This window comes from Mesorhizobium sp. C432A, assembly GCF_030323145.1.
GTDB lineage: Bacteria > Pseudomonadota > Alphaproteobacteria > Rhizobiales > Rhizobiaceae > Mesorhizobium.
In genome coordinates this window covers 3819466-3844448 of the sequence record NZ_CP100470.1, presented here as the reverse complement: position 1 = coordinate 3844448, position 24983 = coordinate 3819466, and the positions used below count along the sequence as shown (strand labels likewise).

The 24983-nt window shown below is 63.2% G+C and carries 33 protein-coding genes; 20 read left to right on the top strand and 13 right to left on the bottom strand.

The genetic code is table 11. The annotated features are described in order from the left end of the window. Positions 1-26: 26 nt before the first annotated feature. The 3 genes from NLY33_RS18590 to NLY33_RS18580 are packed head-to-tail and all read right to left on the bottom strand — an operon-like array spanning position 27 to position 2750. Complete coding sequence (locus NLY33_RS18590) at positions 27-1292, bottom strand: vWA domain-containing protein (protein WP_023708627.1); 1266 nt, start codon at positions 1290-1292, stop codon at positions 27-29. A gap of 4 nt (positions 1293-1296) precedes the next feature. Further along, a complete protein-coding gene (locus NLY33_RS18585; protein WP_023706472.1) occupies positions 1297-2226 on the bottom strand; it encodes an AAA family ATPase in 930 nt (309 codons plus the stop codon). Continuing rightward, the gene (locus tag NLY33_RS18580) at positions 2223-2750 is read right to left on the bottom strand and encodes a flavin reductase (protein ID WP_023690179.1); all 528 of its coding nucleotides are present in this window, start codon (positions 2748-2750) and stop codon (positions 2223-2225) included. Before NLY33_RS18580 ends, NLY33_RS18585 begins: the two co-directional genes overlap by 4 nt. Before the next feature lie 179 nt (positions 2751-2929). Here NLY33_RS18580 and NLY33_RS18575 point away from each other — a divergent pair, with 179 nt between their 5' ends. Both NLY33_RS18575 and NLY33_RS18570 read left to right on the top strand, forming a co-directional pair. Then, positions 2930-4000: a branched-chain amino acid ABC transporter substrate-binding protein gene (locus tag NLY33_RS18575; protein WP_023708629.1), complete on the top strand. Its 1071-nt coding sequence runs from the start codon at positions 2930-2932 to the stop codon at positions 3998-4000. Continuing rightward, on the top strand, positions 4000-5019 hold the full coding sequence (locus tag NLY33_RS18570; RefSeq protein ID WP_023708630.1) for a P1 family peptidase: 1020 nt from the start codon (positions 4000-4002) through the stop codon (positions 5017-5019). The genes NLY33_RS18575 and NLY33_RS18570 overlap by 1 nt, the downstream gene beginning before the upstream one ends. 7 nt (positions 5020-5026) lie before the next feature. Here NLY33_RS18570 and NLY33_RS18565 read toward each other — a convergent pair whose 3' ends face one another. Continuing rightward, positions 5027-5281, bottom strand: coding sequence for a DUF2171 domain-containing protein (locus NLY33_RS18565; protein ID WP_023669083.1), 255 nt, complete (start codon positions 5279-5281; stop codon positions 5027-5029). A gap of 137 nt (positions 5282-5418) precedes the next feature. Between NLY33_RS18565 and NLY33_RS18560 the strand changes: the two genes are divergently transcribed. Genes NLY33_RS18560 through NLY33_RS18540 form a run of 6 tightly spaced genes read left to right on the top strand, consistent with a single transcriptional unit; the run spans position 5419 to position 8753 of the window. After that, the gene (locus NLY33_RS18560) at positions 5419-6144 is read left to right on the top strand and encodes a DUF2259 domain-containing protein (RefSeq protein WP_023708631.1); all 726 of its coding nucleotides are present in this window, start codon (positions 5419-5421) and stop codon (positions 6142-6144) included. A 56-nt stretch (positions 6145-6200) separates the two neighbouring features. Then, positions 6201-6665 carry a hypothetical protein gene (locus tag NLY33_RS18555; RefSeq protein WP_023709322.1) on the top strand — a complete coding sequence of 155 codons (465 nt, stop codon included), beginning with the start codon at positions 6201-6203 and terminating at the stop codon, positions 6663-6665. A gap of 59 nt (positions 6666-6724) precedes the next feature. Further along, on the top strand, positions 6725-8026 hold the full coding sequence (gene purB, locus NLY33_RS18550) for an adenylosuccinate lyase (RefSeq protein ID WP_023709321.1): 1302 nt from the start codon (positions 6725-6727) through the stop codon (positions 8024-8026). 7 nt (positions 8027-8033) lie between these two features. Next, on the top strand, positions 8034-8306 hold the full coding sequence (locus tag NLY33_RS18545) for a metallophosphoesterase family protein (RefSeq protein ID WP_023708634.1): 273 nt from the start codon (positions 8034-8036) through the stop codon (positions 8304-8306). Next, positions 8198-8662: a metallophosphoesterase family protein gene (locus tag NLY33_RS29520; RefSeq protein ID WP_084565859.1), complete on the top strand. Its 465-nt coding sequence runs from the start codon at positions 8198-8200 to the stop codon at positions 8660-8662. Before NLY33_RS18545 ends, NLY33_RS29520 begins: the two co-directional genes overlap by 109 nt. After that, complete coding sequence (locus NLY33_RS18540) at positions 8577-8753, top strand: hypothetical protein (RefSeq protein ID WP_023708635.1); 177 nt, start codon at positions 8577-8579, stop codon at positions 8751-8753. The genes NLY33_RS29520 and NLY33_RS18540 overlap by 86 nt, the downstream gene beginning before the upstream one ends. A 15-nt stretch (positions 8754-8768) precedes the next feature. On the opposite strand, the gene NLY33_RS18535 is transcribed toward NLY33_RS18540, so the two are convergent. Beyond that, entirely contained in the window at positions 8769-9584 is an 816-nt protein-coding gene (locus NLY33_RS18535) for a VOC family protein (protein WP_023708636.1), read from the bottom strand. Between the two features lie 194 nt (positions 9585-9778). Here NLY33_RS18535 and NLY33_RS18530 point away from each other — a divergent pair, with 194 nt between their 5' ends. Continuing rightward, positions 9779-10333, top strand: a complete 555-nt coding sequence (locus NLY33_RS18530; RefSeq protein ID WP_023708637.1) for an RBBP9/YdeN family alpha/beta hydrolase — start codon at positions 9779-9781, stop codon at positions 10331-10333. Positions 10334-10352: 19 nt separating this feature from the next. Here the strand turns inward: NLY33_RS18530 and NLY33_RS18525 are convergent, their stop codons facing one another. Further along, positions 10353-11126, bottom strand: a complete 774-nt coding sequence (locus tag NLY33_RS18525; RefSeq protein WP_023708638.1) for an HpcH/HpaI aldolase family protein — start codon at positions 11124-11126, stop codon at positions 10353-10355. A 127-nt stretch (positions 11127-11253) separates the two neighbouring features. After that, a complete protein-coding gene (locus tag NLY33_RS18520; RefSeq protein ID WP_023669091.1) occupies positions 11254-11574 on the bottom strand; it encodes a DUF1476 domain-containing protein in 321 nt (106 codons plus the stop codon). A gap of 275 nt (positions 11575-11849) precedes the next feature. Between NLY33_RS18520 and purC the strand changes: the two genes are divergently transcribed. The 5 genes from purC (at position 11850) to NLY33_RS18495 (ending at position 14746) form a co-directional block, all read left to right on the top strand. Then, positions 11850-12644: a phosphoribosylaminoimidazolesuccinocarboxamide synthase gene (purC, locus tag NLY33_RS18515; RefSeq protein ID WP_013532127.1), complete on the top strand. Its 795-nt coding sequence runs from the start codon at positions 11850-11852 to the stop codon at positions 12642-12644. A gap of 88 nt (positions 12645-12732) precedes the next feature. After that, a complete protein-coding gene (purS, locus tag NLY33_RS18510) occupies positions 12733-12975 on the top strand; it encodes a phosphoribosylformylglycinamidine synthase subunit PurS (RefSeq protein WP_023669092.1) in 243 nt (80 codons plus the stop codon). 1 nt (position 12976) lies between these two features. Further along, the gene (gene purQ / locus NLY33_RS18505) at positions 12977-13645 is read left to right on the top strand and encodes a phosphoribosylformylglycinamidine synthase subunit PurQ (RefSeq protein WP_023684888.1); all 669 of its coding nucleotides are present in this window, start codon (positions 12977-12979) and stop codon (positions 13643-13645) included. Positions 13646-13686: 41 nt separating this feature from the next. Continuing rightward, the gene (locus tag NLY33_RS18500) at positions 13687-14097 is read left to right on the top strand and encodes a hypothetical protein (protein WP_023669094.1); all 411 of its coding nucleotides are present in this window, start codon (positions 13687-13689) and stop codon (positions 14095-14097) included. 4 nt (positions 14098-14101) lie between these two features. Then, positions 14102-14746: a Pr6Pr family membrane protein gene (locus tag NLY33_RS18495; RefSeq protein WP_023708640.1), complete on the top strand. Its 645-nt coding sequence runs from the start codon at positions 14102-14104 to the stop codon at positions 14744-14746. Positions 14747-14761: 15 nt separating this feature from the next. Here the strand turns inward: NLY33_RS18495 and NLY33_RS18490 are convergent, their stop codons facing one another. Then, complete coding sequence (locus NLY33_RS18490; protein ID WP_023706460.1) at positions 14762-15001, bottom strand: DUF1127 domain-containing protein; 240 nt, start codon at positions 14999-15001, stop codon at positions 14762-14764. A 92-nt stretch (positions 15002-15093) separates the two neighbouring features. On the opposite strand from NLY33_RS18490, the gene NLY33_RS18485 reads away from it, so the two are divergent. Continuing rightward, positions 15094-16503 carry an aminotransferase-like domain-containing protein gene (locus tag NLY33_RS18485; protein WP_023690194.1) on the top strand — a complete coding sequence of 470 codons (1410 nt, stop codon included), beginning with the start codon at positions 15094-15096 and terminating at the stop codon, positions 16501-16503. A gap of 30 nt (positions 16504-16533) precedes the next feature. On the opposite strand, the gene NLY33_RS18480 is transcribed toward NLY33_RS18485, so the two are convergent. After that, entirely contained in the window at positions 16534-16698 is a 165-nt protein-coding gene (locus NLY33_RS18480; RefSeq protein WP_023669098.1) for a hypothetical protein, read from the bottom strand. Between the two features lie 188 nt (positions 16699-16886). Between NLY33_RS18480 and purL the strand changes: the two genes are divergently transcribed. The 3 genes from purL to NLY33_RS18465 all read left to right on the top strand — a co-directional run bounded on the left by purL (position 16887) and on the right by NLY33_RS18465 (position 19972). Then, on the top strand, positions 16887-19118 hold the full coding sequence (gene purL, locus NLY33_RS18475) for a phosphoribosylformylglycinamidine synthase subunit PurL (protein WP_023706459.1): 2232 nt from the start codon (positions 16887-16889) through the stop codon (positions 19116-19118). Next, positions 19115-19639: a hypothetical protein gene (locus NLY33_RS18470; protein WP_023706458.1), complete on the top strand. Its 525-nt coding sequence runs from the start codon at positions 19115-19117 to the stop codon at positions 19637-19639. Before purL ends, NLY33_RS18470 begins: the two co-directional genes overlap by 4 nt. Positions 19640-19738: 99 nt before the next feature. Next, a complete protein-coding gene (locus NLY33_RS18465; protein WP_010909092.1) occupies positions 19739-19972 on the top strand; it encodes a BolA/IbaG family iron-sulfur metabolism protein in 234 nt (77 codons plus the stop codon). Positions 19973-19984: 12 nt separating this feature from the next. On the opposite strand, the gene NLY33_RS18460 is transcribed toward NLY33_RS18465, so the two are convergent. Further along, positions 19985-20794: a phosphodiester glycosidase family protein gene (locus tag NLY33_RS18460; RefSeq protein ID WP_023706456.1), complete on the bottom strand. Its 810-nt coding sequence runs from the start codon at positions 20792-20794 to the stop codon at positions 19985-19987. Between the two features lie 160 nt (positions 20795-20954). On the opposite strand from NLY33_RS18460, the gene grxD reads away from it, so the two are divergent. Together grxD and NLY33_RS18450 are read left to right on the top strand one after the other, a co-directional pair. After that, positions 20955-21290: a Grx4 family monothiol glutaredoxin gene (grxD, locus tag NLY33_RS18455; RefSeq protein ID WP_023669102.1), complete on the top strand. Its 336-nt coding sequence runs from the start codon at positions 20955-20957 to the stop codon at positions 21288-21290. A 118-nt stretch (positions 21291-21408) separates the two neighbouring features. Next, a complete protein-coding gene (locus NLY33_RS18450; protein ID WP_023684881.1) occupies positions 21409-22677 on the top strand; it encodes a multidrug effflux MFS transporter in 1269 nt (422 codons plus the stop codon). Positions 22678-22734: 57 nt separating this feature from the next. Here the strand turns inward: NLY33_RS18450 and NLY33_RS18445 are convergent, their stop codons facing one another. The 3 genes from NLY33_RS18445 to ttcA all read right to left on the bottom strand — a co-directional run bounded on the left by NLY33_RS18445 (position 22735) and on the right by ttcA (position 24932). Then, a complete protein-coding gene (locus NLY33_RS18445; protein ID WP_023706454.1) occupies positions 22735-23142 on the bottom strand; it encodes a UCP034077 family protein in 408 nt (135 codons plus the stop codon). An 85-nt stretch (positions 23143-23227) separates the two neighbouring features. Beyond that, positions 23228-24055 carry an inositol monophosphatase family protein gene (locus tag NLY33_RS18440; RefSeq protein WP_023684879.1) on the bottom strand — a complete coding sequence of 276 codons (828 nt, stop codon included), beginning with the start codon at positions 24053-24055 and terminating at the stop codon, positions 23228-23230. Next, entirely contained in the window at positions 24045-24932 is an 888-nt protein-coding gene (gene ttcA, locus NLY33_RS18435; RefSeq protein ID WP_023706452.1) for a tRNA 2-thiocytidine(32) synthetase TtcA, read from the bottom strand. Before ttcA ends, NLY33_RS18440 begins: the two co-directional genes overlap by 11 nt. Between the last annotated feature and the right edge of the window lie 51 nt (positions 24933-24983).

Below are 24983 nucleotides of genomic sequence, written 5' to 3'. Positions count from 1 at the left end.
GAGCCTGTTTTCGGAATCCAATATGGCTATGCGGCGCGCCTGACACCAGCGTCCAGCCAGCGACGCGGATCGACCGAAGCGGCGGATTTCTTGTCCAGCGAGGCGCAGAGGTCGGCCAGCGCATCGAGATTGTGTACCGAGCGGAACTCGTCGACATGAGGCAGCATCGCTCTGACGCCGCGGGCGCGGGCCTCGAAACCGTCGAAGCGCAATAGGGGATTCAGCCAGATCAGCCGCCGGCAGGATTTGTGCAGGCGATCCATCTCCTCCGACAGGCCGGCGACATCGTCGCGCTCCAGCCCGTCGGTGATCAGCAGCACCACCGCGCCCTGCCCGAGCACGCGGCGTGACCAGTGCTTGTTGAACTCCGCCAGCGTATCGCCGATGCGGGTGCCGCCCGACCAGTCCTTCACCGCCGCCGAGCAGTCGGCAAGGGCGGCATCGGGGTCGCGATGGCGCATCTGCCGCGTGAGATTGGTCAGTCGCGTGCCGAAGACGAAGGTGTGCACGCGCCGCCGTTTTTCGGTCAGCGCATGCAGAAAGTGCAGGAAGATGCGCGTGTACTGGCTCATCGAACCGGAGATATCGGCGAGAACCACCAGCGGCGGATGCACTTCGCGGGCTGAGCGGAATTTCGGCAGGATCAGTTCGCCGCCGGTGCGCGCGGCCGAGCGCATCATGGCGCGTGGATCGATACGGCGGCCATGCAGGTCTGCCTTGAAGCGTCGGGTACGGACCATGTCGAACGGCAGCCGCAGCCGGGCAATCGCCTTCTTGGCGTCTGCCATCTCGTCGGCATTCATCTGGGCAAAGTCCTTGCCGCGCAGCACTTCATTCCCGGAGAAGGTTAGCCGGGCGTCGACTTCGATCTCCGGGATTTCCCTGACCGGCCGATTCTTCTCGTGGCCTTCGAACATGGCCTGGCTGACGCGATTTTCTGCCGCGCGCGGCTTTTGCTTCTCCCTGGTGTCGGGCGCCACAGGCGAGAACATCGCCAGAAGTTTCTCGATCAGCTCGCGCGATTTCCAGAACAGCCGGAAGGCTTCGTCGAAAACAGGGTGATCCTCGTGCCGCGACACCAGCACGGCATGCAGCGTCCAGTAGAAATCGTCGCGCGAACCGATGCCGGCTGCCAGCACCGCCTCGATCCCATCCTTGACCGAAGCCGGCCCGACCCGCATGCCGGATTTGCGCAAGGTGCGGGCGAAATAGACGATGTTGTCGGCGATGCGCCCGTCTTCCGTCGCCTCTCTGGGGTCGGTCTCTTTGGGGTAAGCACCCGGCGCCTTCACTGCCCTACTCCGCAGCCGCCAGTTCGGCCTTGACCTCATCGAGGATGCGCCGGCCCTCGCCCGCGCCGATGCGGGCAATGTCGTCCTGGTATTTCAACAAAACGCCGATCGTGTCGGAGACGGTTTCGGGATCGAGCGCCACCTTGTCGAGTTCGGTCAGCGCGCCGGCCCAGTCGATGGTTTCGGCGACACCCGGCGCCTTGAACAGCTCGACCCGGCGCAGCTTCTGGATGAACGACACCACTTCCGCGGAAAGTCGGCTGTTGGCCTGCGGCACCTTGCGGCGCACGATCTCCAGCTCGCGCTCGGCATTGGGATAGTCGACCCAGTGATAGAGGCAGCGCCGCTTCAGCGCGTCGTGGATTTCGCGGGTGCGGTTGGTGGTGATGATGACGATCGGCGGCTCCTCCGCCTTGATGGTGCCGAGCTCAGGCACCGTCACCTGGAAGTCGGACAGGATTTCGAGCAGGAATGCTTCGAAAGCCTCGTCGGTGCGGTCGAGCTCATCGATCAGGAACACCGGGGCCGCACCCGCCATGCCGGTCAGCGCATCGAGCACCGGGCGGCGGATCAGGTATTTTTCGGAAAAGACATTGCGCTCCATGTCGGAGCGGTCGACCGAGCCTGCCGCCTCCTCCATGCGGATCTCTATCATCTGCGCGGCGTAATTCCACTCATAGACAGCGGACGAGACGTCGAGCCCTTCATAGCATTGCAGGCGGATCAGCCGGCGGCCGAGTGCCTGCGCCAGCACCTTGGCGATCTCGGTCTTGCCGACGCCGGCCTCCCCTTCAAGGAACAGCGGCCGCTGCATGCGCAGGGACAGGAACAGCACCGTTGCCAGCGAGCGGTCCGGGACGTAGTCCGCGCTGGTCAGGAGATCGAGCGTTTCGTCGATCGTCCGCGGCTCGGGGCGCGGTTTCAGCTCGGTCATTCTTTCTCCGTTGCCGCCTCTGCTCCGCTCTGCAGCACGTGGTAGTCGCGGGCGTGGTAGATCAGCGGCCGCAAATTATCGCCCATGCGCAGGCCTGTCACCTTGCCAAAAAGCACACGATGGGTGGCGAGATCCTTGGTGTCGATCAATTCGCAGTCGAAAACCGCAAGAGCGCCCTTCAGGGTAGGCGCGCCCGTCGATATGACATCCCACTCGCCAAGCGCGAAACGCTCATCGGCCGACAGCCCGGTCAGGCCTGAAAACGCCACCGATAGGGGCTGCTGGTGCGAAGCCAGCGTGTTCAGCGCAAACCGGCCGTTTTGCACGAACAGCTCGTTCTTGGCATTCTCGCGGTTGAGACAGACGAGAACCGTCGGCGGCGTGTCCGACACCGAACAGGCGGCAATCACCGTCGTGCCGCGTTTGCCGGCGGGCCCGTCGGTGGTCACCACATGGACGTGGCCGGCAAAATGCGCCATCGCGTCGCGATAGGCCTGAGGCCCTATGTCGTTCAACTTCAACACCGATGATTTTCCATAAGCGGGAACCCAAGCGTTATATATGGCGGCACACAATAGGCCACAAGCGAAGTGGTTGACGCCAATCCGCAATTCCCGTGTTGCGCCTGGGGCGGGCAGCCTTTAGGTCTTGGCACAAGAGACGCTGGAAGCATGCGACCGGCACGGAGGAATTCGTCGTCAGAATGCGACCCCCAACAGCTGTAATAGCGGCACTGCTCTGGCTGCTGCCGGCAAGCGCCGGCGCGCAGACGCTGCTTGTCGGCGTCGCCGCGCCCCTGTCCGGTCCGTCGGCGATCCTGGGCAAGCAGATCGAGGCGGGTGCTGCCCTGGCAGCAGAAGCCAACGGCGCCGAGATCAAGACGGTCGACGATGCCTGCACCGCCGATGGCGGGGCTGCCGCCGCCAGGGAATTCGCCGCTGCGAAGGTCGATATCGTCGTCGGCTTCCTCTGCACCGAGGCGATCCAGGCGGCGCTGCCGATCCTCAAGGACGCCAACATACCGGTCATCACCGTTGGCGTGCGCACCGAAAGCCTGACCGATCGCCGCGCCAAAACCGGCTGGCCGGTCTACCGGCTGGGGCCACGCGGCGACGACGAGCGCAATGCCGTGGCCGGCATCCTGACCCGGCTGTGGCAGAGCGAATTGTTCGCCATCGTCGATGACGGGACCATCTATGGCCGCGAAATCGCCGAGACGCTGCGCGCAGCGTCCGAACAGGCGGCGCTGAAGCCGGTCTTCACAGACACGTTCCGGCCCCAGCTCGACAACCAGATCGGGCTGATCGGCCGGCTGAAGAAATCAGGCGCGACGCATGTCTTTGCCGGTGGCGACGGCGACGACATCGCCATTATGGGCCGCGACGCCGGCCAGCTCGAGGCCGGCATCGTCTTTGCCGGCGGCGAGAATTTGCGCACGCCACCCGGCGATGTGCCTTACGCCATCGGCACGCTGATGATCGCGCCGCCGGAATGGGCCGATGTCGCCGATCCCAAGGTGCTGGCGGCGTTTACGGCCAAAAGCATCGCGCCGGATGGCTATGCCTTGCCGGCCTACGCGGCGGTGGAGATTGCCAAGGCGGCCTCGGCCGCGCCCGAGACCTCGGGCAAGGGGCTGGCCGACGCGCTAACCGGGCATGATTTCACCACCGCGATCGGCCCGCTGCGGTTCGACGACAAAGGCGATCTGAGCCAAAACCTCTATCGCGCCTTCCGCTTCGACGGGACGCGTTTCGTGCCGGCGGAGACGAACTGATGTTTCGCACCGGGCCGCGCAATCTGATCACCGATGTCGCCGGCCTGCGCGTCGGCAACGCGTCGGACGCCAAGCTGAAATCGGGCGTCACCACCGTATTGTGCGACGAACCGGCGGTCGGTGGCGTGCAGATCCTCGGCGGCGCGCCGGGCACGCGCGAGACCGACCTGCTCGAACCGCACAATTCCATCGAGGCGGTTCATGCCGTCGTGCTGTCGGGCGGCTCGGCCTTCGGCCTCGACGCCGCCTCCGGCGTTCAGGCAGCGCTGCGCGAAAAAGGCATTGGCGTCGATGTTGGCGGCTTTCGCGTGCCGATCGTGCCGGCGGCGATCCTGTTCGACCTGCGCAATGGCGGCGACAAGGATTGGGGCCGTTATCCTCCCTACCGCGACCTCGGCTACGAAGCCGCCCAGGCGGCAACAGTCGACTTTCCGCTCGGCACAATCGGCGCCGGCACCGGGGCGCTGAGTTCCGGGCTGAAGGGCGGCCTTGGCTCTGCCTCGACTGTGCTCGACAGCGGCGTCACCATCGGCGCACTGGCCGCCGCCAACCCGACCGGCTCGGTAACGATCGCGCGGACCCGCTATTTCTGGGCAGCACCCTTCGAGATCGGCGATGAATTCGGAGGCCTCGGCTATCCCTCGCCGATGCCGGACGACGCCAGGCGAATCCTGTTGAAACACCGCGACAAGCGTGTCGGTGGACAAGCCGAGGCCGGTGGCAACACCACTATCGCCGTCATCGCCACCGACGCCGTGCTGACCAAGGCGGCAGCCAAGCGGCTGGCCATTTCAGCGCATGACGGTTTCGTGCGCGCCATCTGGCCCGTGCACACGCCGGCTGACGGCGATCTGGTGTTCGCGCTGGCGACGGGGAAGAGCGGCACAGAACTCAGCGCCGACGATGCCATCGATTTCTTTGCCGCCGCCGGCGCCACCATGGCGCGCGCCATCAGCCGCGGCATCCATGCCGCGACGCCGGCCGATGGCGATCTGTTTCCGGTGTGGTCGTCGCGCTGACTTTCAGTCAGGTCGGGTCGGACTCCTCTTCCTCGAAGCTGACCGCGACATCCGAATTCGCCGACAGCCAGACTTTCTGGCCCTCGACCTCGGCAAGCAGGCTCAAGGGAATGTAGTGGTGATGCCCCTGATGGGCGCCCTCGCCGCTGTCGGCCTTGGTCAACTTGATCCGCTCGCCATCGACCCTGTCGACGGTGCCGATGTGAACGCCGTCGGCGCCGACCACTTCCATATGCTCGCGAATCTTGCTGGCCTCAGTCATGGGGTGTTCTCCTTTTGAAAACGATCGACGATAACAAACAGAGGCGGAATTGGATGCATCGCCTTTCGAATAGCACGATGTTTTGACTGTCTCGTGATAGGGAACGATCGAACCACGGCAGGCGGAGCGGAACCCCGATGCGAAATCTCGTCCTGATTGGCGTTTGCCTGCTGGTCCATCTGGCATCCGCCATGGCCGCCCGAGCGGGCGATGTCGCCGAGCTTGAAATCCTCGGCTTCAGCAAGGATGGCGGCGTCTTCGCCTTCGAGGAATATGGTGTGGCAGACGGTTCGGGCTTTCCCTATGCCAACCGCTACTACATCGACACCGCCGACGACACGTTCCTGAAGGGCACGCCAATCCGGGTCCGGCTAGAGGATGAGACCGCCTCGCTCGAGACGGCCCGTCAGCAAGCCAGGCAAAAAGGCGAAGCAATCATTGCCCAGGTCGAGCTTACCGCCAACCGCGGCATCACCGCCGGCTTCAACCCGGTGACCGAACTGTCGGCCGACCCGTTCCGCATGGTGGTCAACCCACGGCCGATCTTTTCGCCGGTCGACCCGCCGCTGGAATTCCGGCTCGACGAGATCGGCATGAACGACACCGAAAGCTGCCAGAGCCAAGGCGAGGTCAACGGTTTTCGCTTGCTGCGGATCGAGGCCAGGGATGGCGGCCAGACCCATCTGCTGCATGAGGATAAATCGATCCCGAAAAGCCGTGGCTGCCCGAACGGCTACCGGATCGGCGCGGTGCAGACATTTTCGATGGACGGCATCAGCGCCTATGCGGTGCTGATCGCGGTGCGCCAATACGGCTTCGAAGGGCCGGATTTTCGCTGGATCGCCGTGACCGGACGCCTGTGACATCGCTCGATCAATCCAGTTGGCGCAAGCGCGCCGGAAATCGCCTCAGCCGCGCCATGCCATCGACGGGCACGGCGCTTGTCGGCGCCTTGCTGTGGGCGATGGCCATGGGCGCCAGCGCGCTGACCGGTCTTTGGCTCGACAATTGGGAGACCCCGGAAAAGATCCGCTTCGTCGCCCTGCTGTTTGCGACCGGCGCGGCATTGGCCTTTCCCGTCGGGTTGTTCGCGGCGCGGCTGGTCTCGCTGGACCGGCACTGGGAGGTGGCGTTCGCCGCCGCCTTCGTCTGCCTGCTTGCCACGACGCTCGCCTTCACCGGCGGGTTGTTTGCGCTGCAATACCGCTCCTATTATGCCGAATGGCACGCGGAGGCCTTCACCGCCCGGTGGGCGTTCGAACTGGTCTTCACCTCGCTGACGGCGCTCTACCAGTTCGTGGTGCTGGGTATCAGGCTCTATTTTCCGCTCGGATTCATCGCGCTTGCCGCCGCCAGCGTGTGGTTTGCACGCCAGCAGCGTTGAGCATTCGGTCCGCCTCTGATAGGAGGCGCACTTAACCACCGACATATCAGGACTGACGGATGATCCCTCGCTATTCCCGGCCGGAAATGGTCGCCATCTGGTCGCCGGAAACCCGCTTCCGCATCTGGTTCGAAATCGAGGCCCATGCCTGCGATGCGCTGGCTGAGCTCGGCGTCATCCCCAGGGAAGCCGCCAAGACCATCTGGGAAAAGGGCAACGCGGCAAAATTTGACGTCGGCAAGATCGACGAGATCGAGGCCGTGACCAAGCACGACGTCATCGCCTTCCTCACCCATCTGGCCGAATTCGTCGGGCCGGATGCGCGTTTCATCCACCAGGGCATGACCTCGTCAGATGTTCTCGACACCTGCCTTGCGGTGCAGCTCGGCCGCGCCAGCGATATCCTGCTGGCCGACCTCGACGGCCTGCTCGCCGCGCTGAAGCGCCGGGCCTTCGAGCACAAGGACACCGTCACCATCGGCCGCAGCCACGGCATCCACGCCGAGCCGACCACGTTCGGCGTCAAGCTGGCGCAGGCCTATGCCGAGTTCTCACGCTGCCGCGAGCGGCTGGTGCACGCGCGAGAGGATATTGCCACCTGCGCTATCTCGGGCGCGATCGGCACCTTCGCCAACATCGACCCTTATGTCGAAGAGCATGTGGCGAAAAAGCTTGGGCTGAAGCCGGAGCCGGTGTCGACGCAGGTCATCCCGCGCGACCGCCACGCCATGTTCTTTGCCACGCTCGGGGTCATCGCCTCGTCGGTCGAGCGGCTGGCGACCGAGATCCGCCATCTGCAGCGCACTGAGGTGCTGGAAGCGGAAGAGTATTTTTCGCCGGGCCAGAAGGGCTCGTCGGCAATGCCGCACAAGCGCAACCCGGTGCTGACCGAAAACCTCACCGGCCTTGCCCGCATGGTGCGGTCCATGGCCTTGCCGGCAATGGAGAATGTGGCGCTCTGGCACGAGCGCGACATTTCGCATTCCTCGGTCGAGCGTATGATCGGCCCGGACGCCACGGTAACACTCGATTTCGCGCTGTCGCGGTTGACCGGCGTCGTCGACAAATTGCTGGTCTATCCCGACAACATGCTGAAGAACATGAACAAGTTCCGTGGCCTGGTGCATTCGCAGCGCGTGCTTTTGGCGCTGACGCAAGCCGGCGTCAGCCGCGAGGATGCCTACCGCCTGGTGCAGCGCAACGCCATGAAGGTATGGGAACATGGCGCTGATTTCCTTGAGGAATTGTTGGCCGACAGGGAAGTCACCGCAGCGCTTCCCGAAGCCGAGATCCGCGAAAAATTCGACCTGGGCTATCACACCAAGCATGTCGACACGATCTTCAAGCGGGTTTTCGGGTAGGTTTTCGATGCGGCTGGCCGTCCTTTCCGACATCCATGGGAATCTGCGCGCGCTTGAGGCGGTTCATGCGCAGATCAAAGACGCTTCTCCCGACATCATCGTCAATCTGGGCGATTGTCTCTCCGGGCCGCTATGGCCTGAAGAAACCGCGCAATATCTGATGGCGCAGAATTGGCCGACCGTGCGCGGGAATCACGACCGTGTGCTGATCGAGCCGCCTGCTTCCGGGTTGAAAACGTCGATGCTTTCACCCACCAACGCCTCTCTGAGACATCCCTGACCTGGCTCTCGGCCTTGCCGGTCACCCTGTCGCCTGCCCCGGACATCCTGCTTTGCCATGGCAGCCCCAGTGACGACGACGTGTTCCTGCTCGAGGAAGACGGAGGCAGCCACTTCCACCCCTCCAGTGAAAAGCAGATCAGGCACAAGCTGGGCAGCGCCGGCGCCGGGCTGACCTTGTGCGGCCATACACATACGCCGCGCGTTGTGCGCTTGTCGGACAACCGGACAATCCTCAATCCCGGCAGTGTCGGCATTCCCAGGTTTGGCTGTGACCGGCAGTCCGGATGCCCGCTATGCCCTTGCCACGCGCAAGGACACACAATGGTCGTTCAGCCATCATACGGTCAATTATGACTGGACCGAAGCATCCGGCCGCGCCACGGCGACCGGCTTCGACAGCTGGGCGCATGGGCTGCTGACGGGCTACGCCGCCAATTCCTTGTAAGAACCGAGCGGGCGCTCAGCCTGGGGCGCCTGGCACGGTGCGGATCACCGTGCCCCACGGATCTTCCCGTGTGATGTCAGCGGTTGTCTTGTCCGAGCGCATCTCGACCCAGGCCAGCCCTGAGCGGGACGGATCGCGGCGCCCGGCGCCGGCGCTGTGCCACGAATTGCCACCGATATGATGGTGGTAGCCTCCCGACGACAGGAACACCGCCTGCTCTCCATACTTAGCGACCGTGTCGAAGCCAAATTCGTCGTGCCACCAGGCCTCGGCATCTTCCGGCCGGCCGACGCGCAGATGGACATGGCCGATAATGCTGTTTTGCGGCGCGCCCTGCCAGCCGGCGTCACCGGCCGGCACGCTGCCAACCACGGCGGCCAGATTCAGCCGCTCGGTCGCCATGGCGATCTTGTCGCCGTTCCACTTCCACTCCTGCGGCAGACGGTCCCTATAGATTTCAATGCCGTTGCCTTCGGGGTCGGTCAGGTACAAAGCCTCGCTGACCAGATGGTCGGAGGCGCCCTCGATGCGGATCTTGTTGGCGGCGGCATGGTTTATCCAACGGCCGAGATCGGCGCGGCTGGGCAGAAGGAAAGCGGTGTGGAAAAGGCCGGCGCTGCGCGGATCGTCGGGCTTGGCCGCTGCGTCAGGCTCGATGACCAGCAGCGGGCGCTCGGCAGCGCCCAGCGTGATGGCGCCATCGGCGCGGCTCAATTCCTGCAGGCCGACAACAGCCCGGTAGTAATCGGCAAGTCCTTCGGCGTCGCGCGCCTTCAGGCCCACGCGTGACACGCTGACGGGGGTCGTCGCGGCAAAAGGCAGTTCGCTCATAAAACTCTCCGTTCAGCGCATTATCCCAGGCCGCGCCACCAGTCTATTCTGTTGTCCATCTCTTCCTGCCTCAAATCGTCGATCCTGATCGTTCACACAAGATGGAAAGAATCGAACAGGTTGTTCACGATTGTGATGCACCGCATGCGTCAGCGCGGGTTGCACGAGACACGGCCGCTCGCTATCTCAGCGCCATGAAAGTCAAAGACGCAGATATTCTGATCGTGCCGGGCTACACCAATTCCGGCCCCGAACACTGGCAGACACGCTGGCAATCGAAACTGTCGACCGCGCGCCGGGTCGAACAGGCGGAGTGGTCGAAGCCGGTGCGCGAAGACTGGACGGCGAGCGTGGCGAACGCTGTCAACGAGGCCGAACGGCCGGTGGTGATCGTTGCCCATTCCCTGGGCGTGGCGGCCGCGGTGCAGGCCATTCCGCAGTTCAGGAAGCCGGTCGCCGGCGCGTTTTTTGTCGCGCCGCCCGACGTCGCCAACCCGGAGATAAGGCCGCGTCACCTGATGACCTTTGGCCCCTATGCGCGCGAACCGCTGCCCTTCCCGTCCATCGTTATCGCCAGCCGCAACGATCCGTTCTGCGCCTTCGAGGTTGCCGAGGACATTGCCGCTGCCTGGGGTTCGCTGTTCATCGATGCCGGCGAAACCGGTCACCTCAATGAGGATGCCGGCTTCGGCCCGTGGCCGGAAGGGTCGATGACCTTCGCCAAGTTCCTGACCGACCTCAAGGCCTGACCGGGCAAGGCACCACGCCTCAGCCCTTGATCGAATCGTTCATGCTTTTGATGAGTGTCTTTGCGCCGAGCGAAATCAGCGCATGGTCCGAGCCCATCGCCAGCAGCCGGTAGCCCATCGCCACCACGCGGCCGGCAATCACTGGCTCAACGACGTAGATCGCCGCATGTTTGCCCGCCTTGCGCGTCCGCTCGGCGATGGAGGCGACGGTTTCCATCATGCTTTCCAGCGTCGAATTGACGGTGGCGCCATTCGACCAGGCGATGGAGAAATCCGATGGGCCGAGGAAGATGCCGTCAATGCCCGGCGTATCGAGAATGCCGTCCAGCGCATCGAGCGCGGCACGCGTTTCGACCATGGCAAAGGCCATGGTGCGTTGATTGGTGTCGCGCAGCCATTCGGCGTGGTCGCCTTTGCCATGGCGCGGAAAAGCATAGGTCGGGCCCCAGGAGCGCTCGCCCATCGGCGGATATTTCATCGCCGCGGCAAAGAGTTTTGCATCGGCCACCGAATTCACCATCGGTGCAATCACCGCCTCGGCACCGAAATCGAGGGCGCGGCTGGCCATGTCGAAGCGGCCGACCGGAATGCGCACCAGCGCCGGCTTGTTGGCGGCCAGCACCGGCGCCAGGCCGCGCAAGACCGAGTCTTCGTGGTGTCCGCCATGCTGCATATCGAGGGTTACGGCGTCAAAACCCTGCTTGGCGATGATTTCGACCGTCAAAGCGTCCGGAACGCCGGACCAGGCGGTGAACAGCGTTTCATCCGCGGCCAGGCGTGACTTCAGGGACATGGGTGCTTTCCTCGTTGGGTAGAGCCTTGTAACAGGCCTACGCACAGTTTCAGCCGGAAAAGGCTGAAAAGGCAAAGAAAAACCGCCCGGCTGGACCGGGCGGTCGATTGGTCCAGCGCTACTCGCTCTAGGTGTTCTTGATCTGCTCGATCGCCTGCGCCATCAGTTCGTCCATGGTGCGGCGGATCTGGTGATCCGACTGGTCGACGCCGGCGGCGTCGAAATCCTTGCGGATCTTGCGGAATACGTCGTGATCGCCAGCTTCCTCGATGTCGGAAACCACAACTTCCTTGGCATAGGCGTCAGCGTCAGTGCCGGACTTGCCCAGCTTTTCGGCTGCCCACAGGCCAAGCGCCTTGTTGCGGCGTGCCGAAGCCTTGAAGCGAAGTTCTTCGTCGAAGGCGAATTTGCGCTCAAAACCCTCTTCGCGGTCTTTCATGCTGCTCATGGCTTCCCTCCGATGAAATCGATTCGCGTTGGTGATGGATATGTGTGCTGCCGCAGCACAAACCAAAAGGGCGCGGGCCGGTCAATATGCTACATCGCTTGCTGCGCTGCGGCATTTCATTCCTGAAAGCGGTCGATGGAAAGGATTTGCCGATTGAGCAAACGCTGTGATTGGGATAGACCCGGCATTGAACCCCACCCGTCGCCGCACCAATTTAGGCAGACGGACAGGAACTGGTCGCTTGCCGCCTGCCCGCAAATCCAGAGAAAAATCAGATGAAAAATCGCCGCCGCATTTATGAAGGCAAGGCCAAGATCCTCTATGAGGGACCGGAACCGGGCACACTTATCCAGTTCTTCAAGGATGATGCGACCGCATTCAACAAGAAGAAACATGAGGTCATCGACGGCAAGGGTGTGCTCAACAACCGCATTTCCGAGTACATCTTCAACCATCTGAACCGCATGGGCATTCCGACCCACTTCATCCGCCGGCTCAACATGCGCGAGCAGTTGATCAAGGAAGTCGAGATCATTCCGCTCGAAGTGGTGGTGCGCAATGTCGCCGCCGGCTCGCTGTCCAAGCGCCTCGGCATCGAGGAAGGCACCGTTCTGCCGCGCTCGATCATCGAATTCTATTATAAGGCCGATGCGCTCGACGATCCGATGGTGTCGGAAGAGCACATCACCGCTTTCGGCTGGGCAAGCCCGCAGGAGATCGACGACGTCATGGCGCTGGCCATCCGCGTCAACGACTTCCTCTCCGGCCTGTTCATGGGTGTCGGCATCCAACTCGTGGATTTCAAGATCGAATGCGGCCGCCTGTTCGAGGGCGACATGATGCGCATCGTCGTTGCCGACGAGATCTCGCCGGATTCGTGCCGGCTGTGGGACGTGGCAACGCAGGACAAGCTCGACAAGGACCGTTTCCGCCGCGATATGGGCGGCCTCGTCGAAGCCTATCAGGAAGTTGCCCGCCGCCTTGGCATCATGAACGAGAACGAGCCGCCGCGCCCGACCGGCCCGGTGCTCGTCGCCTCGACCGATGGCCTCAAAGGCAAGCCGCACTAAGTCTTCATTTCTTGACGCAATTCCGGACGAAAAACCGCTTCAGACTTTTCCTGGAATTGCTAAGTCTTCGAACAGGAACCTGTCCAGCATGATCAAGGCCCGCATCACCGTCACCCTCAAGAACGGCGTGCTCGACCCGCAGGGAAAAGCCATAGAGCACGCTCTGTCCGGACTGGGGTTCGGCGGCGTCGGCCAGGTGCGGCAGGGCAAGGTCTTCGACCTCGAGCTCTCGGAGACCGACAAGGCCAAGGCTGAAGCCGATCTGAAAGCCATGTGCGACAAGCTGCTGGCGAACACAGTGATCGAGAATTACGCGGTGGAGATCGCTTGATATGAAATCAGCTGTCGTTCTTCTCCCCGGCCTCAACCGCGACCGCGACATGATTGCGGCGCTGACCAAGATCTCCGGGCAGGCGCCGGCGACCGTCTGGCAGACCGACACCGAAATCCCCGATGTCGACCTGATCGCCATTCCCGGCGGCTTCTCCTTCGGCGATTATCTGCGCTGCGGCGCGATTGCCGCGCGGATGCCGGTGATGCGGGCAGTCGCTGAAAAGGCCGCCAAGGGCGTCATGGTCATTGGCGTCTGCAACGGGTTCCAGATTCTGGTCGAGGCCGGCCTGCTGCCCGGCGCGCTGATGCGCAATGCTTCGCTGAAATTCGTTTGCCGTGAGGTGAAGCTGCAGATCGCCAACGCCAACACCATGTTCACCCGCCGCTATCAGCCGGGCCAAATCATCCGCACGCCGGTTGCGCATCATGACGGCAATTATTTCGCCGATGCCGACACGCTTGCGCGCCTCGAGGGCGAAGGACAGGTTGTGTTCCGCTATGCCGAAGGCACCAATCCCAATGGCTCGATCAACGACATTGCCGGCATCATCAGCGAGAAGGGCAATGTGCTCGGCCTGATGCCGCATCCGGAAAACCTGATCGAGGCCGCGCATGGCGGCAGTGACGGCCGGGCGCTGTTCGAAGGCGCACTCGGCATCGCCGCCTGATATCTCTTCGAATTCCTTTCAAAACGCGGGGGCGGTTGACCATGAGACTGACGATTGTTCGCCTAGGTCCCCTGGCTGCTGCCGGCTTGGCGTTGGCGTCCTGCCAGTCCAGCCCGAAGAGCGCGCCGGTCCCCACGGGCAAGAGCGCTTCGCTGCTGGCCATGGAACAGGTAGCGATATCGGCCCACAAATGCTGGATCGCCAGCAAGGATCCCGCCTTCAAATCCTATCAGATGGCCAATGAGCTGAATTCGTTCAGCGGCACGCCCCGCTTCCTGCTGGTGCCGGCCAAGCATTATGGCGGCAAGCCGCTGCTGGTCGTCCAGGCGCAAGGCAATTCCAGCCGCGTCGACGTGTTCGGTCCGCTCATGGACGATCCGCTCGGCGCGCGCATCGGATCCGACATTGCGCGCTGGCAAACGGGCAACCCCTCCTGCAACGCGGCCGCCTGACGCCATGGGCCGCTTCCTGCAGTTTGCGGGATTGATCATCGGTCTGGCCGGGCTTGTCCTGCAAGCGTGCATCACCATCCCGGCATCGATGGAAGCCGGCCGCAGTTTTCTCGGCTCCATCGTCTTTCTGTTCAGCTTCTTCACCATCCTGACCAACATCGGTGCAGTGCTGGTCCATGTCTCGCTGCTGTCGCCTTCGGGCTACGCCTGGCTGCCGGCCTTTGCCGGGCCGCGGATGCGGGCGGGCGTGGCGGCTTCCATCGCCCTGGTCTTCATCGTCTACGCGACAGTTCTGGCGCAGCTCTGGCAGCCGCAGGGGCTGTTCCTGCTCTGTGACGTGCTGCTGCACTATGTGACGCCGGTGCTGTTCGTGCTGTGGTGGCTTGTTGCAGGCGCTGACGGCAGGACACGCTGGAGCGACATTTCCTGGTGGATGGCCTATCCGATCGCCTATCTCGCCTATGCGCTGGCGCGCGCACCGATCGCAGGCGAAGTGCCCTACCCGTTCCTCGACGTTGCGAAAAACGGCGCGGCCAACGTCGCCCTTGCGGCGCTGGCCGTCACCGGTGTTTTCCTGGTGCTGTGCATCCTCGCTGTGCTTGCCGATAAGGGCGTCTCACGCCTCAGGGCTCCGCGCACCCGTCGTTGACGAACCGGCTCCGGGTCAGTCCCAGAGCCGTCGGATCCCTTCACGGTAGGCGTCGCCACGCGAAACACCGATATCCCTGAGCTGCTCGTCGGTCATTTCCAGCAAGGCCAGGCGGCCGCGACGGCGCTCGATCAACGCTTCGATCCATCGCGCCAGCGATCTGACCACATGCACGATCCGGCCGACAAAGCCTCGCCGGCTGGACGGCCCGACCAATTCAATGCCCGCGCAGCGGATTGTCTCAATTGTATCCATTGTCTTCTGCCAACCTCGCAAATTGTACCCATCTTGGTACGGTTCTGATATGCATTGACACCCGATCTGGTGCAATATACAGAATTGTGACCATGACAAATTGGCTCCCTGACCTCACCATCGGTTCCGGCCCGCTTTACCAGCGCCTTGCCGACAGCATTGAGTCGGACATCGACAAGGGCGTTATCGATGCCGGGGCAAAATTGCCGCCGCAGCGCGATCTCGCCTATGACATTGGCACGACGGTCGGCACGATCGGCCGCGCCTATCAGCTGCTGCGCGAACGCGGGCTGGTGAGCGGCGAAGTCGGACGCGGGACCTATGTGCTTGCGCAGCAATCGGAAGCGTCACCCGAATTCGCCGAGCCTGCCGTGCAAGGCACGCGCTATGTCGATGCGCCGCCCGGCAAGCTGCGTTTCGACAGCACTGCCGCGCCCGACATCGGCCAGGGCGCCATTGTCGCCGACATGCTCTCGCGCACGGTGCAGGATCACCCGCACGAAATATCGAGCTACACCAGGGATTTTCCGGAGCGCTGGTTCGAGGCCGGCGCCCGCTGGCTGTCGCGCAATTCGTTCCGTCCGGCTGCTGAAACCATCGTTCCCACGCTTGGCACACATGCCGCGGTGATGGCGGCGATCGCGGCGCTGACCACGCCGGGCGACTATGTCGCCTTCGAGCACCTCACCTATTCGCAGATCGCCCGCAGCGCCGGGCTGATCGGGCGGCGCATTGCACTTGTCGCATCGGACGAGGAAGGTCTCGATCCCGAGGATTTCGAACGCGTCTGCGCGCAAAAGCACCCGAAGATGATTTTCCTGATGCCGACGGTGCAGAACCCGACGCTGGCGATCCTGTCGGTTTCGCGCCGCGAGGCGATCGCCCGCGTCGCGCGCGCGTACAATGTCATCGTCATCGAGGACGATCTCTATGGCGGCCTGACCGAAGATCCGACGCCGCTCATCGCCGAATATGCACCCGAGCGCACCATTGTCGCCGGCGGTCTGTCGAAATCGGTCGCGGCAGGTGTTCGCGGCGGCTGGCTCTCCTGCCCGCCCGCCTATCGCCATCGCATCCGCGTCGCCCACAAGATGATGACCGGCGGGATGCCGTTCCTGCTAGCGGAGGTGAATGCGCGGCTGGTGCTGTCTGGGCAGGCTGGCGATATCCGCAAACGCAGCATTGCCGAAATTGCCGCCCGCATCGCCATCGTGCGCGAGACACTGGCGGGTTTCGCCTTCAAGTCACACGGCAGCGTGCCCTTCGTCTGGCTGACGCTGCCCGATCCCTGGCTGTCCGGCACGTTCAGGAGCGCATGCCTCGAAAATGGCGTGCTCCTCGACGACGAGGACGAGTTCAAGGCGGGGCGTTCCGAGCAGGTTTTTCACGGCGTGCGTTTCGGCGTCTCGCAGCCAAGGCGGCGCGAGGACATCACCGGCGGCGTCGCGGTGATCCGGCGGCTGCTGGAGGAAGGCCGCGCCGGCTACGACAGTTCGTCCTGACTGGGTCCTCCTGTATCCCGATCTTCGGGTTCAGCCCTCTGCCTTGAAGTTTTTGGCTTCCTTCGCGCCCTTGTCCTTGCCGTGCTTCTCGGCCAGGTCCTTGGCCTGCTTGGGCGAAACGTCGGTGGTCTCGGCAATATGCATGGCCTCCTTGTCGGAGAGGCGATTGTCTTTCTTGCCTTGCTTGGTGGCCATGTCGAAATCTCCTGATTGGTTTGAGGCCTAACGGCCGGGATGCCATAGCGTTCCCCAGCGGCTCCCCGCTACCATCGTCGCCCTGTGGTTTTCCGGCGTTTTTCGTCATCCAATGGGGTGTATCACGCCAAAGCTTGCGATATGAGGGGACTCAAATTCCCCTCTCCCATGGACATCAATCGCCGCCCATGACCATTTCCAATTCCGTGCCGATCACCCCGGAACTCATAGCCGCGCATGGGCTGAAGCCCGACGAATACCAGCGCATCCTCGATCTGGTCGGGCGCGAACCGAGCTTTACCGAACTCGGCATCTTCTCGGCGATGTGGAATGAGCACTGCTCCTACAAATCCTCGAAGAAATGGCTGCGCACGCTGCCGACCACCGGGCCGCAGGTCATCCAGGGTCCGGGCGAGAACGCCGGCGTGGTCGATATCGGCGACGGCGACTGCGTCGTCTTCAAGATGGAGAGCCACAACCATCCCTCCTACATCGAGCCCTACCAGGGTGCGGCGACCGGCGTCGGCGGCATATTGCGCGACGTCTTCACCATGGGCGCGCGGCCGATTGCGGCGATGAACGCTTTGCGCTTCGGCGCACCGGACCATCCCAAGACCAGGCACCTGGTCAGCGGCGTGGTTTCCGGCGTCGGAGGATACGGCAACGCCTTTGGCGTGCCGACCGTCGGCGGCGAGGTCAATTTCGACGCCCGCTACAACGGCAACATCCTGGTCAACGCCTTTGCCGCGGGCCTCGCCAAGACCGATGCGATCTTCCTGTCGGAAGCCAAGGGCGTCGGCCTGCCGGTCGTCTATCTCGGCGCCAAGACCGGGCGCGACGGCGTCGGCGGCGCCACGATGGCCTCGGCCGAGTTCGACGACAAGATCGACGAGAAGCGCCCGACCGTGCAGGTCGGCGATCCCTTCACCGAAAAATGCCTGCTCGAAGCCTGTCTTGAGCTGATGGCGTCTGGCGCCGTCATCGCCATCCAGGACATGGGTGCGGCCGGCCTCACCTGTTCGGCGGTCGAGATGGGCGCCAAGGGCGACCTCGGCATCGAGCTTCACCTCGACCAGGTGCCGGTGCGCGAAGAGCGCATGAGCGCCTATGAGATGATGCTGTCGGAGAGTCAGGAGCGCATGCTGATGGTGCTGCGCCCCGAGAAGGAAAAGGAAGCCGAGGCGATCTTCCACAAATGGGGCCTCGACTTCGCTATCGTCGGCAAGACCACCGACGATCTGCGTTTCCGCGTCATCCATCAGGGCGACGAGGTCGCCAATCTGCCGATCAAGGACCTTGGCGACAAGGCGCCGGAATATGACCGCCCCTGGGTCGAGCCGAAGAAGCCGGCGGCGCTCGCAGCCGGCGATGCGCCGAAGGCCGACGTTGCCGATGCGCTGTTGAAACTGCTCGGCGGGCCGAACCTGTCGTCGCGCCGCTGGGTGTGGGAGCAGTACGACACGCTGATCCAGGGCAATTCGCTGCAGCTTCCCGGCGGCGACGCCGGCGTGGTGCGCGTCGAAGGCCATCCGACCAAGGCGCTCGCCTTCTCCTCCGACGTCACGCCGCGCTATTGCGAGGCCGACCCGTACGAAGGCGGCAAGCAGGCGGTGGCCGAATGCTGGCGCAACCTCACCGCCACCGGCGCGCTGCCGCTGGCGGCCACCGACAACCTCAATTTCGGCAATCCGGAACGGCCTGAGATCATGGGCCAACTGGTCGGCGCGGTGAAAGGCATTGGCGATGCCTGCCGGGCGCTCGGCTTCCCGATCGTGTCGGGCAATGTCTCGCTCTACAACGAAACCAATGGCCAAGGTATCCTGCCGACGCCGACCATCGGCGGCGTGGGGCTGATTGCCGACTGGTCGAAGATGACCCGTATCGGCTTTGCCGCCGAGGGCCAGATGATCCTGCTGGTCGGCGCGCCCCCAAGCTGGGGCAGCCATCTCGGCCAGTCCGCCTATTTCAGAGACATTCACGGTCGGACCGACGGGCCGCCGCCACCCGTCGACCTCGCCCATGAAAAGCGCGTCGGCGACCACGTGCGCGCGCTGATCGCGTCGGGCGTCGTGACCGCGGCGCATGACCTTTCCGATGGCGGCCTGGCGATAGCCCTGGCCGAAATGGCGATGGCGTCCGGCATCGGCGCCACCATTCCGGGGCTCGCCGGCACCGACCCGATCCCGGTCTGGTTCGGCGAGGACCAGGGCCGCTACCTCCTGACGCTGTCCGTCGATCCGCAGAGCAAGGAATGGGACGCCATCCGCGACGAACAGAGCAGGCTCGGCATCTTTGCGCCATGGATCGGCTCGACCGGTGGAAACGAAGTGAAGCTCGGCGATGCCAGGGCGATCCCGGTCAGCGAATTGACCGCTGCCCACGAAGGCTGGTTCCCGAACTTCATGGACAAGTCCAGTTGACCAGCCTGGCAGCCCGGACGCTGATCGCAGTCGTCTTCTGGCCGTCGCTGTTCTTCTTCTGGTTCCTCGGGCCGTTCGTCTTTTTCCTGCTGTCGACGACCTCGAGCGAGGTCTGTCCGCTGCTGGAAAGGCGTGACCAGTTCCTTGAGGCGGCCAATGGCACACTGCAGATGCTGGCCTTGCAAAGTCTGATCTATGCGATCCCCATCGTCTGCCTGGTGCTGTGGAGCCGCCTTTTGCCGAACCCGGCGCGCGCAAGGCATGTCGCCACCTGCATCAAGCTATTTGCCATTGCGGTCATTACCGGCGCGCTGTGGGAATACGGGTCATCGCTGATCTGCGACGGCTATGGCCAACCATTCTTTTCGCCCTTGTGGCAGATGACCAGCTATCTCCCGATTATCACCCTGGCGCTCAACATCCCGCTCTATGTCCTGGTGTTCAGCCTTGGCCGGGGGTTCTCGACCCGCGACGACATTACAGAAGATGGTGTGGTTCACCCGCGGCAGGATGGCCCTTAGACACTGCGTCGCCGACAGAACGGCTTCAACCCGGACCAGAAAGGCTTTAGGCTGCCGTCCGAGTCACTCGTGCCTAGCCGCCCAGAACAGGATTTTGCCATGGCAATGGATGCCCACGACATCGAAAAACTGATCAAGGACGGCATTCCGGACGCCAAGGTGACGATCCGCGACCTCGCCGGTGACGGCGATCACTATGCAGCCGAAGTGGTGGCCGAAAGCTTCCGCGGAAAGAGCCGCGTCCAGCAGCACCAGATGGTCTATGATGCGCTGAAGGGCAATATGGGCGGCGTGCTGCACGCGCTGGCGTTGCAGACCAGTGTGCCGGACTGACGCCAGGCTGGCCTAGCGCGTCGGCGGCTGGCTTGCCAACACGGCAATGATCGGCCCTGCCGGATATCTTCCGCCGACAATCATCCTGTCGCCATCCGACAGCGCGGAGACCGCGCCGTCGAGGAACAGCGCGTTGCGGCATTGTAGCGCGTCGCGAAACAGCCGCGCAAAGCTGCCGAAACTTACCTCAGACCGCGAGATCGCCAGCAAAACGGTGTTTTCATCGCGCACGCCGACGCCGTTGCGGACGTAGCGCGAGGTTCCGTTCGGCTCGAAGCGTGGATGAATCTGGCCATCGATCACCAGCATCGGGCCCGACTGCGTGGCGAAGGCGACATCGGGTTTGGCGGCGGCATAGGCGTTGCTTTCCATGACAGCCGCCTTGCCGTCCTTGCCGACCAGAAAGACGCCGTTCGGCTTCAGGAAGAAATTACCTTCGCTATCGGCAAGGTTGAGCGGCGACTTTTCGCTGCCGTTCTCGACCAGCAGGCCGACCGGCGACAAATCCTCGTGATACATGCCGCCATTCATGGCGAGCAGCACCGGCCTCCCCTCGCCCGCAACCGCCTTGCCGAAGGCCTCCAGCGAGCCGAAGGGCTTGCCGTCGGCACCGACGTGAAAGACAGCGAGGTTGTAGGTCCGCAGGTCGACCGTGCAGACGACATAGGTCACCGCCTCGAAGGCGACATTCCGGCAAGGCGCGGGCAGGTCACCGCCAATGACCAGCGGCGGCGGCTCCGGGCGTCTCGGCCACCAGACAACGGCAATCGCGGCCAGCAGGATGGCGATCAGAAGGGCGGCGCCATATCGTCTTTTCATCATGTCCCGGAGGCTGCAATCGGCAGGGATGCTTGGCCCAAGACAGGCGATCCTTTGCGCCATTTCCGCGACGGCGGCGCAAACATCTTGTTTCGGCCCATCTATGGGTTTATTTGATGGCTATGCTTCGAGCCTGACTCCCACAGGCGTGAAAGGATATCTCATGAGCGGCATCAACGACTACATCGACAGCGAAGTGAAGGGCAACGACGTCGTCCTTTTCATGAAGGGCACGCCCGGTTTTCCGCAGTGCGGCTTTTCCGGCCAGGTCGTCCAGATCCTCGATTACATCGGCGCCGACTACAAGGGCGTCGACGTGCTGACCTCGGCCGAACTGCGCCAAGGCATCAAGGAATATTCGAACTGGCCGACGATCCCGCAGCTTTACGTCAAGGGCGAATTCGTCGGCGGCTGCGACATCATCCGCGAAATGTTCCAGGCGGGCGAGCTGCAGACGTTGCTCGTCGACAAGGGCGTCAGCGTCAAAGCGACAGCCTGATTCTGAGTTGAGACGGGGCAGCCCCGCCCCGGCAAAATGTTACCTCCCCCTATCGGAGTGAGGACGAACTTATGCGCCGGCATGCCGGCGCATATTCGTTTTGAAGATCGGACCCGCCGTGGACCAGCCAGCAAAAGCGCCGCAACAGGCACGCAAATTGCCTATTCCGCGCTGGGAATTCATCGCGCTTTGCGCGGCACTGATGGCGTTGAACTCGCTGGCCATCGACATCATGCTGCCGGCACTGCAGCAAATCGGCGCCACGCTTGGCGTTGAGAATGAAAACCACCGCCAGTATGTGATCACCGCCTATATATTGGGCTTCGGTGGCGGACAGCTTTTCTTCGGACCGATCTCGGACCGGTTCGGGCGCCGCGCGCCACTCGTTGCCGGGCTGGCGATTTATGTCGTGGCGGCGGCAGCTGCCGCCATCGCCCCGTCATTCGCCGTCCTGCTGCTGTGCCGGCTGGTGCAAGGCATCGGTGCGGCGGCGACCCGCGTCATCGCCGTCTCGATCGTGCGCGACACGTTCGACGGTCGGCGCATGGCCGAGGTGATGTCTCTGATCTTCATGGTGTTCATGGCCATCCCGGTGATCGCGCCTGGGATCGGCCAGTTCATCATGCTGTTCGCAACATGGCACTGGATCTTCGTCACCATGGCCGTCGGAGCGCTGATCGTGTCGGCGTGGTCGCTGCTGCGGCTGCCGGAGACGCTGCATCCGGAGTACCGCCGGCCGCTGACAGTCTCATCCGTCGTCGGTGGTTTCCGCATCGTGCTCACCAACCGCATGGCGCTTTGCTACGCCTTTGCCAGCACCTTCATTTTCGCCGCCATGTTCGGCTTCATCGCCTCCGCACAGCAGATCTATGTCGACATTTTTCATGTCGGCGAATTGTTTCCTGTCATCTTCGCGGGTGTCGCCGGCGTTCTCGCTTTTTCGAACTACCTCAACTCGCGCCTGGTCGGCCGCATCGGCATGCGCCGCCTGTCGCAGAGCGCACTGCTGTTGTTCCTGGTGATCAGCCTTGCCTGGCTCACCGTTTCGCTTCAAATGAAGATGCCACTCTGGCTGTTCATCACCTTCTTCGCCAGTGCGATGCTCCCGTTCGGCGCGCTCGGCGCCAATTTCAACGCGCTCGCGATGGAACCGCTCGGCCAACTGGCGGGCACCGCGTCGTCCATCCTGGGCTTCATGCAGACTTTTCTCGGCGGCATCCTCGGCACGCTGATCGGCCAGGCCTTCAACGGCACGGTGACGCCGCTTGCCGCCGGCTTCTGCAGCGTCTCGGTCGCGGCCCTGCTGATGATCCTGATCGCCGAGCGCGGCAAGATGTTCCAGCCGCACAACCCACCCATTTCAGGGCACGTCACCGACCTGCATTGAGCGACGCGCCTTGAGATTGTTGGTCTCAAAACCGCATCCACCTTTATGCGACGCGTTTCAGGATGCGCCGCCAATCACTGCCGTGAAACGAGGGAACAGCGGGCGCCCTGCGATGGCGCCACCCATGCTGTCCGACAGCGGCATCGGCAGAGCCTTGTCGAGCGCTTCGAGCACGGATGACACAAAGACCCGGTTGAGCGAGGCATCATCTCCCATATGGGAGAAAGTGGCGCGCGGCTTGCCCATCAGCGTGCCGTTTTTGCGAATTGAAAAACTCAGCGTCAGGGTCAGGCCAGCACTTCCAGGCGGCGGCTGCCAACAGGCAAAGATCGCGTCGAACATTTCGTCGATGGTGTCGATGGGATCGGGGCTACGACACGCGCGCTCCTGCGATCGTGCCTCAGTGGCGCAGGCGACCAGGGCAAGTGCAAGTGCCGTTGCGACAATTGCGGACCGATGTTTCATTTCGCGGCTCCGGCTTCGCGAGAGATTGGACCACTATAACAGAGCCAATATACTTGACGAAAGCGTCTACCGGCAGTTGGACCGACTATTGCGCCCAGAGTTCCCTGCGCAACTCCTGCCAGCTTTCCTTGTCCGGGGCGACAAGAATGCCGCCGTCGATATGCGAGGGCAGATAGGCGCTACCGTCGATCCGCGCGGTGTAGCCGCCGGCCTCGGCGTGGATCAGCACACCGACCAGATGGTCCCACGGCATCAGTTTGTTGTAGACGACGAAATGGGCATGGCCGCTGGCCAGAAGACGGTATTCATGTGCCGCGCAGCGATAGCCGAACTGCGACAGGGTCTTGGTCTGGTTGCGCGCCAGGAGCGAGCGTTGCGGTTCCGCCAGATATTGCCAGGAGACGGAGCCGGTCATCTGCGAGATCGGCACGGCATCGGCGACGTGCACCGTCTCCAGCGCGCCATGCGCATGGCGGATATGGCTGCCGGCGCCCTTGGCGCCGATCAGCCAGTCCCGGCCTACGGGGTCATGGATGATACCGGCGACGGTTTCGCCCTTGACGACGACGCTCAGCATGACGCCGAAGAGCGGCACGCCGGAGGCGAAGTTGAAGGTGCCGTCGACCGGGTCGACGACGAAGGCGAGGTCGGCATCGCCGAGCCCCTGAAGCAGCGCCGGATTGTCGGAACAGGCTTCCTCGCCGACGATCATCGCCGTGGGATAGCGCTCGCGCAGCCTGGCCGTGATCAGCCGCTCGGCGTTGATGTCGGCCTCGGTCACCAGGTCGGCAGCCGAGGTCTTCTGTCTGATGTCGCCCTCGCCCAGCCGGCGAAAGCGTGGCATGATTTCGGCCCTGGCTGCATCGGCGAGAAGCTCGGCCAGCCAGTCGATCGCTTGGTCGTCAAATATCATCGGAAATGTCTTGTCCTGTGCTGAGGCTGCCATTGAGGGCGGCAAAGTCGAACAGCTTTCTGTCGAGCAGATGCGACGGCCTGGTGTTGGACAGCGCGCGCAGCATCGTATCCTTGCGGCCCGGCATGCGCTTTTCCATATCGTCCAGCATCGCCTTCATGGCGTTGCGCTGCAGGCCTTCCTGGCTGCCGCAGAGATCGCAGGGAATGATCGGGAATTTCATAGCGGCGGCGAATTTTTCCAGATCGACCTCGGCGCAGTAGCTCAGCGGCCGCAGCACCATGACGTCGCCGTCGTCGTTGAGCAGCTTTGGCGGCATGGCGGCAAGGCGGCCGCCATGGAACAGATTCATGAAGAAGGTTTCGAGAATGTCCTCGCGGTGGTGGCCGAGCACCAGCGCCGAACAGCCCTCCTCGCGCGCGATGCGATAGAGATGGCCGCGCCGCAGCCGCGAGCACAGCGAACAATAGGTGCTGCCCTGAGGCAGCTTGTCGGTGACCACCGAATAGGTGTCCTGATACTCGATGCGATGGGCAATGCCATGCGCATCGAGGTAGTCGGGCAAAATGTGCTTCGGAAAATTCGGCTGGCCCTGGTCGAGATTGCAGGCCAGCAGCTCGACCGGCAGCAGCCCGCGCCATTTGAGATCGAGCAGCACGGCCAGCAGCCCGTAGGAATCCTTGCCGCCGGACAAGGCCACCAGCCAGCGGTCGCCGGGCCTCGCCATGGCGAAATCCTCGACCGCCTGACGGGTTAACCGCAACAGCCGCTTACGCAGTTTGTTGAACTCGACGGAAGACGGCACTTCGGCAAACAGCGGATGGAAGCCGCCTTCAGCAATCGGTTCAACTGTTTCGATGTCTGCCAGCATGTTCATGGCTTGTCGCTTTCCATAGCCGAGAGTGCCGGATTAGCGGACATGGCCGAC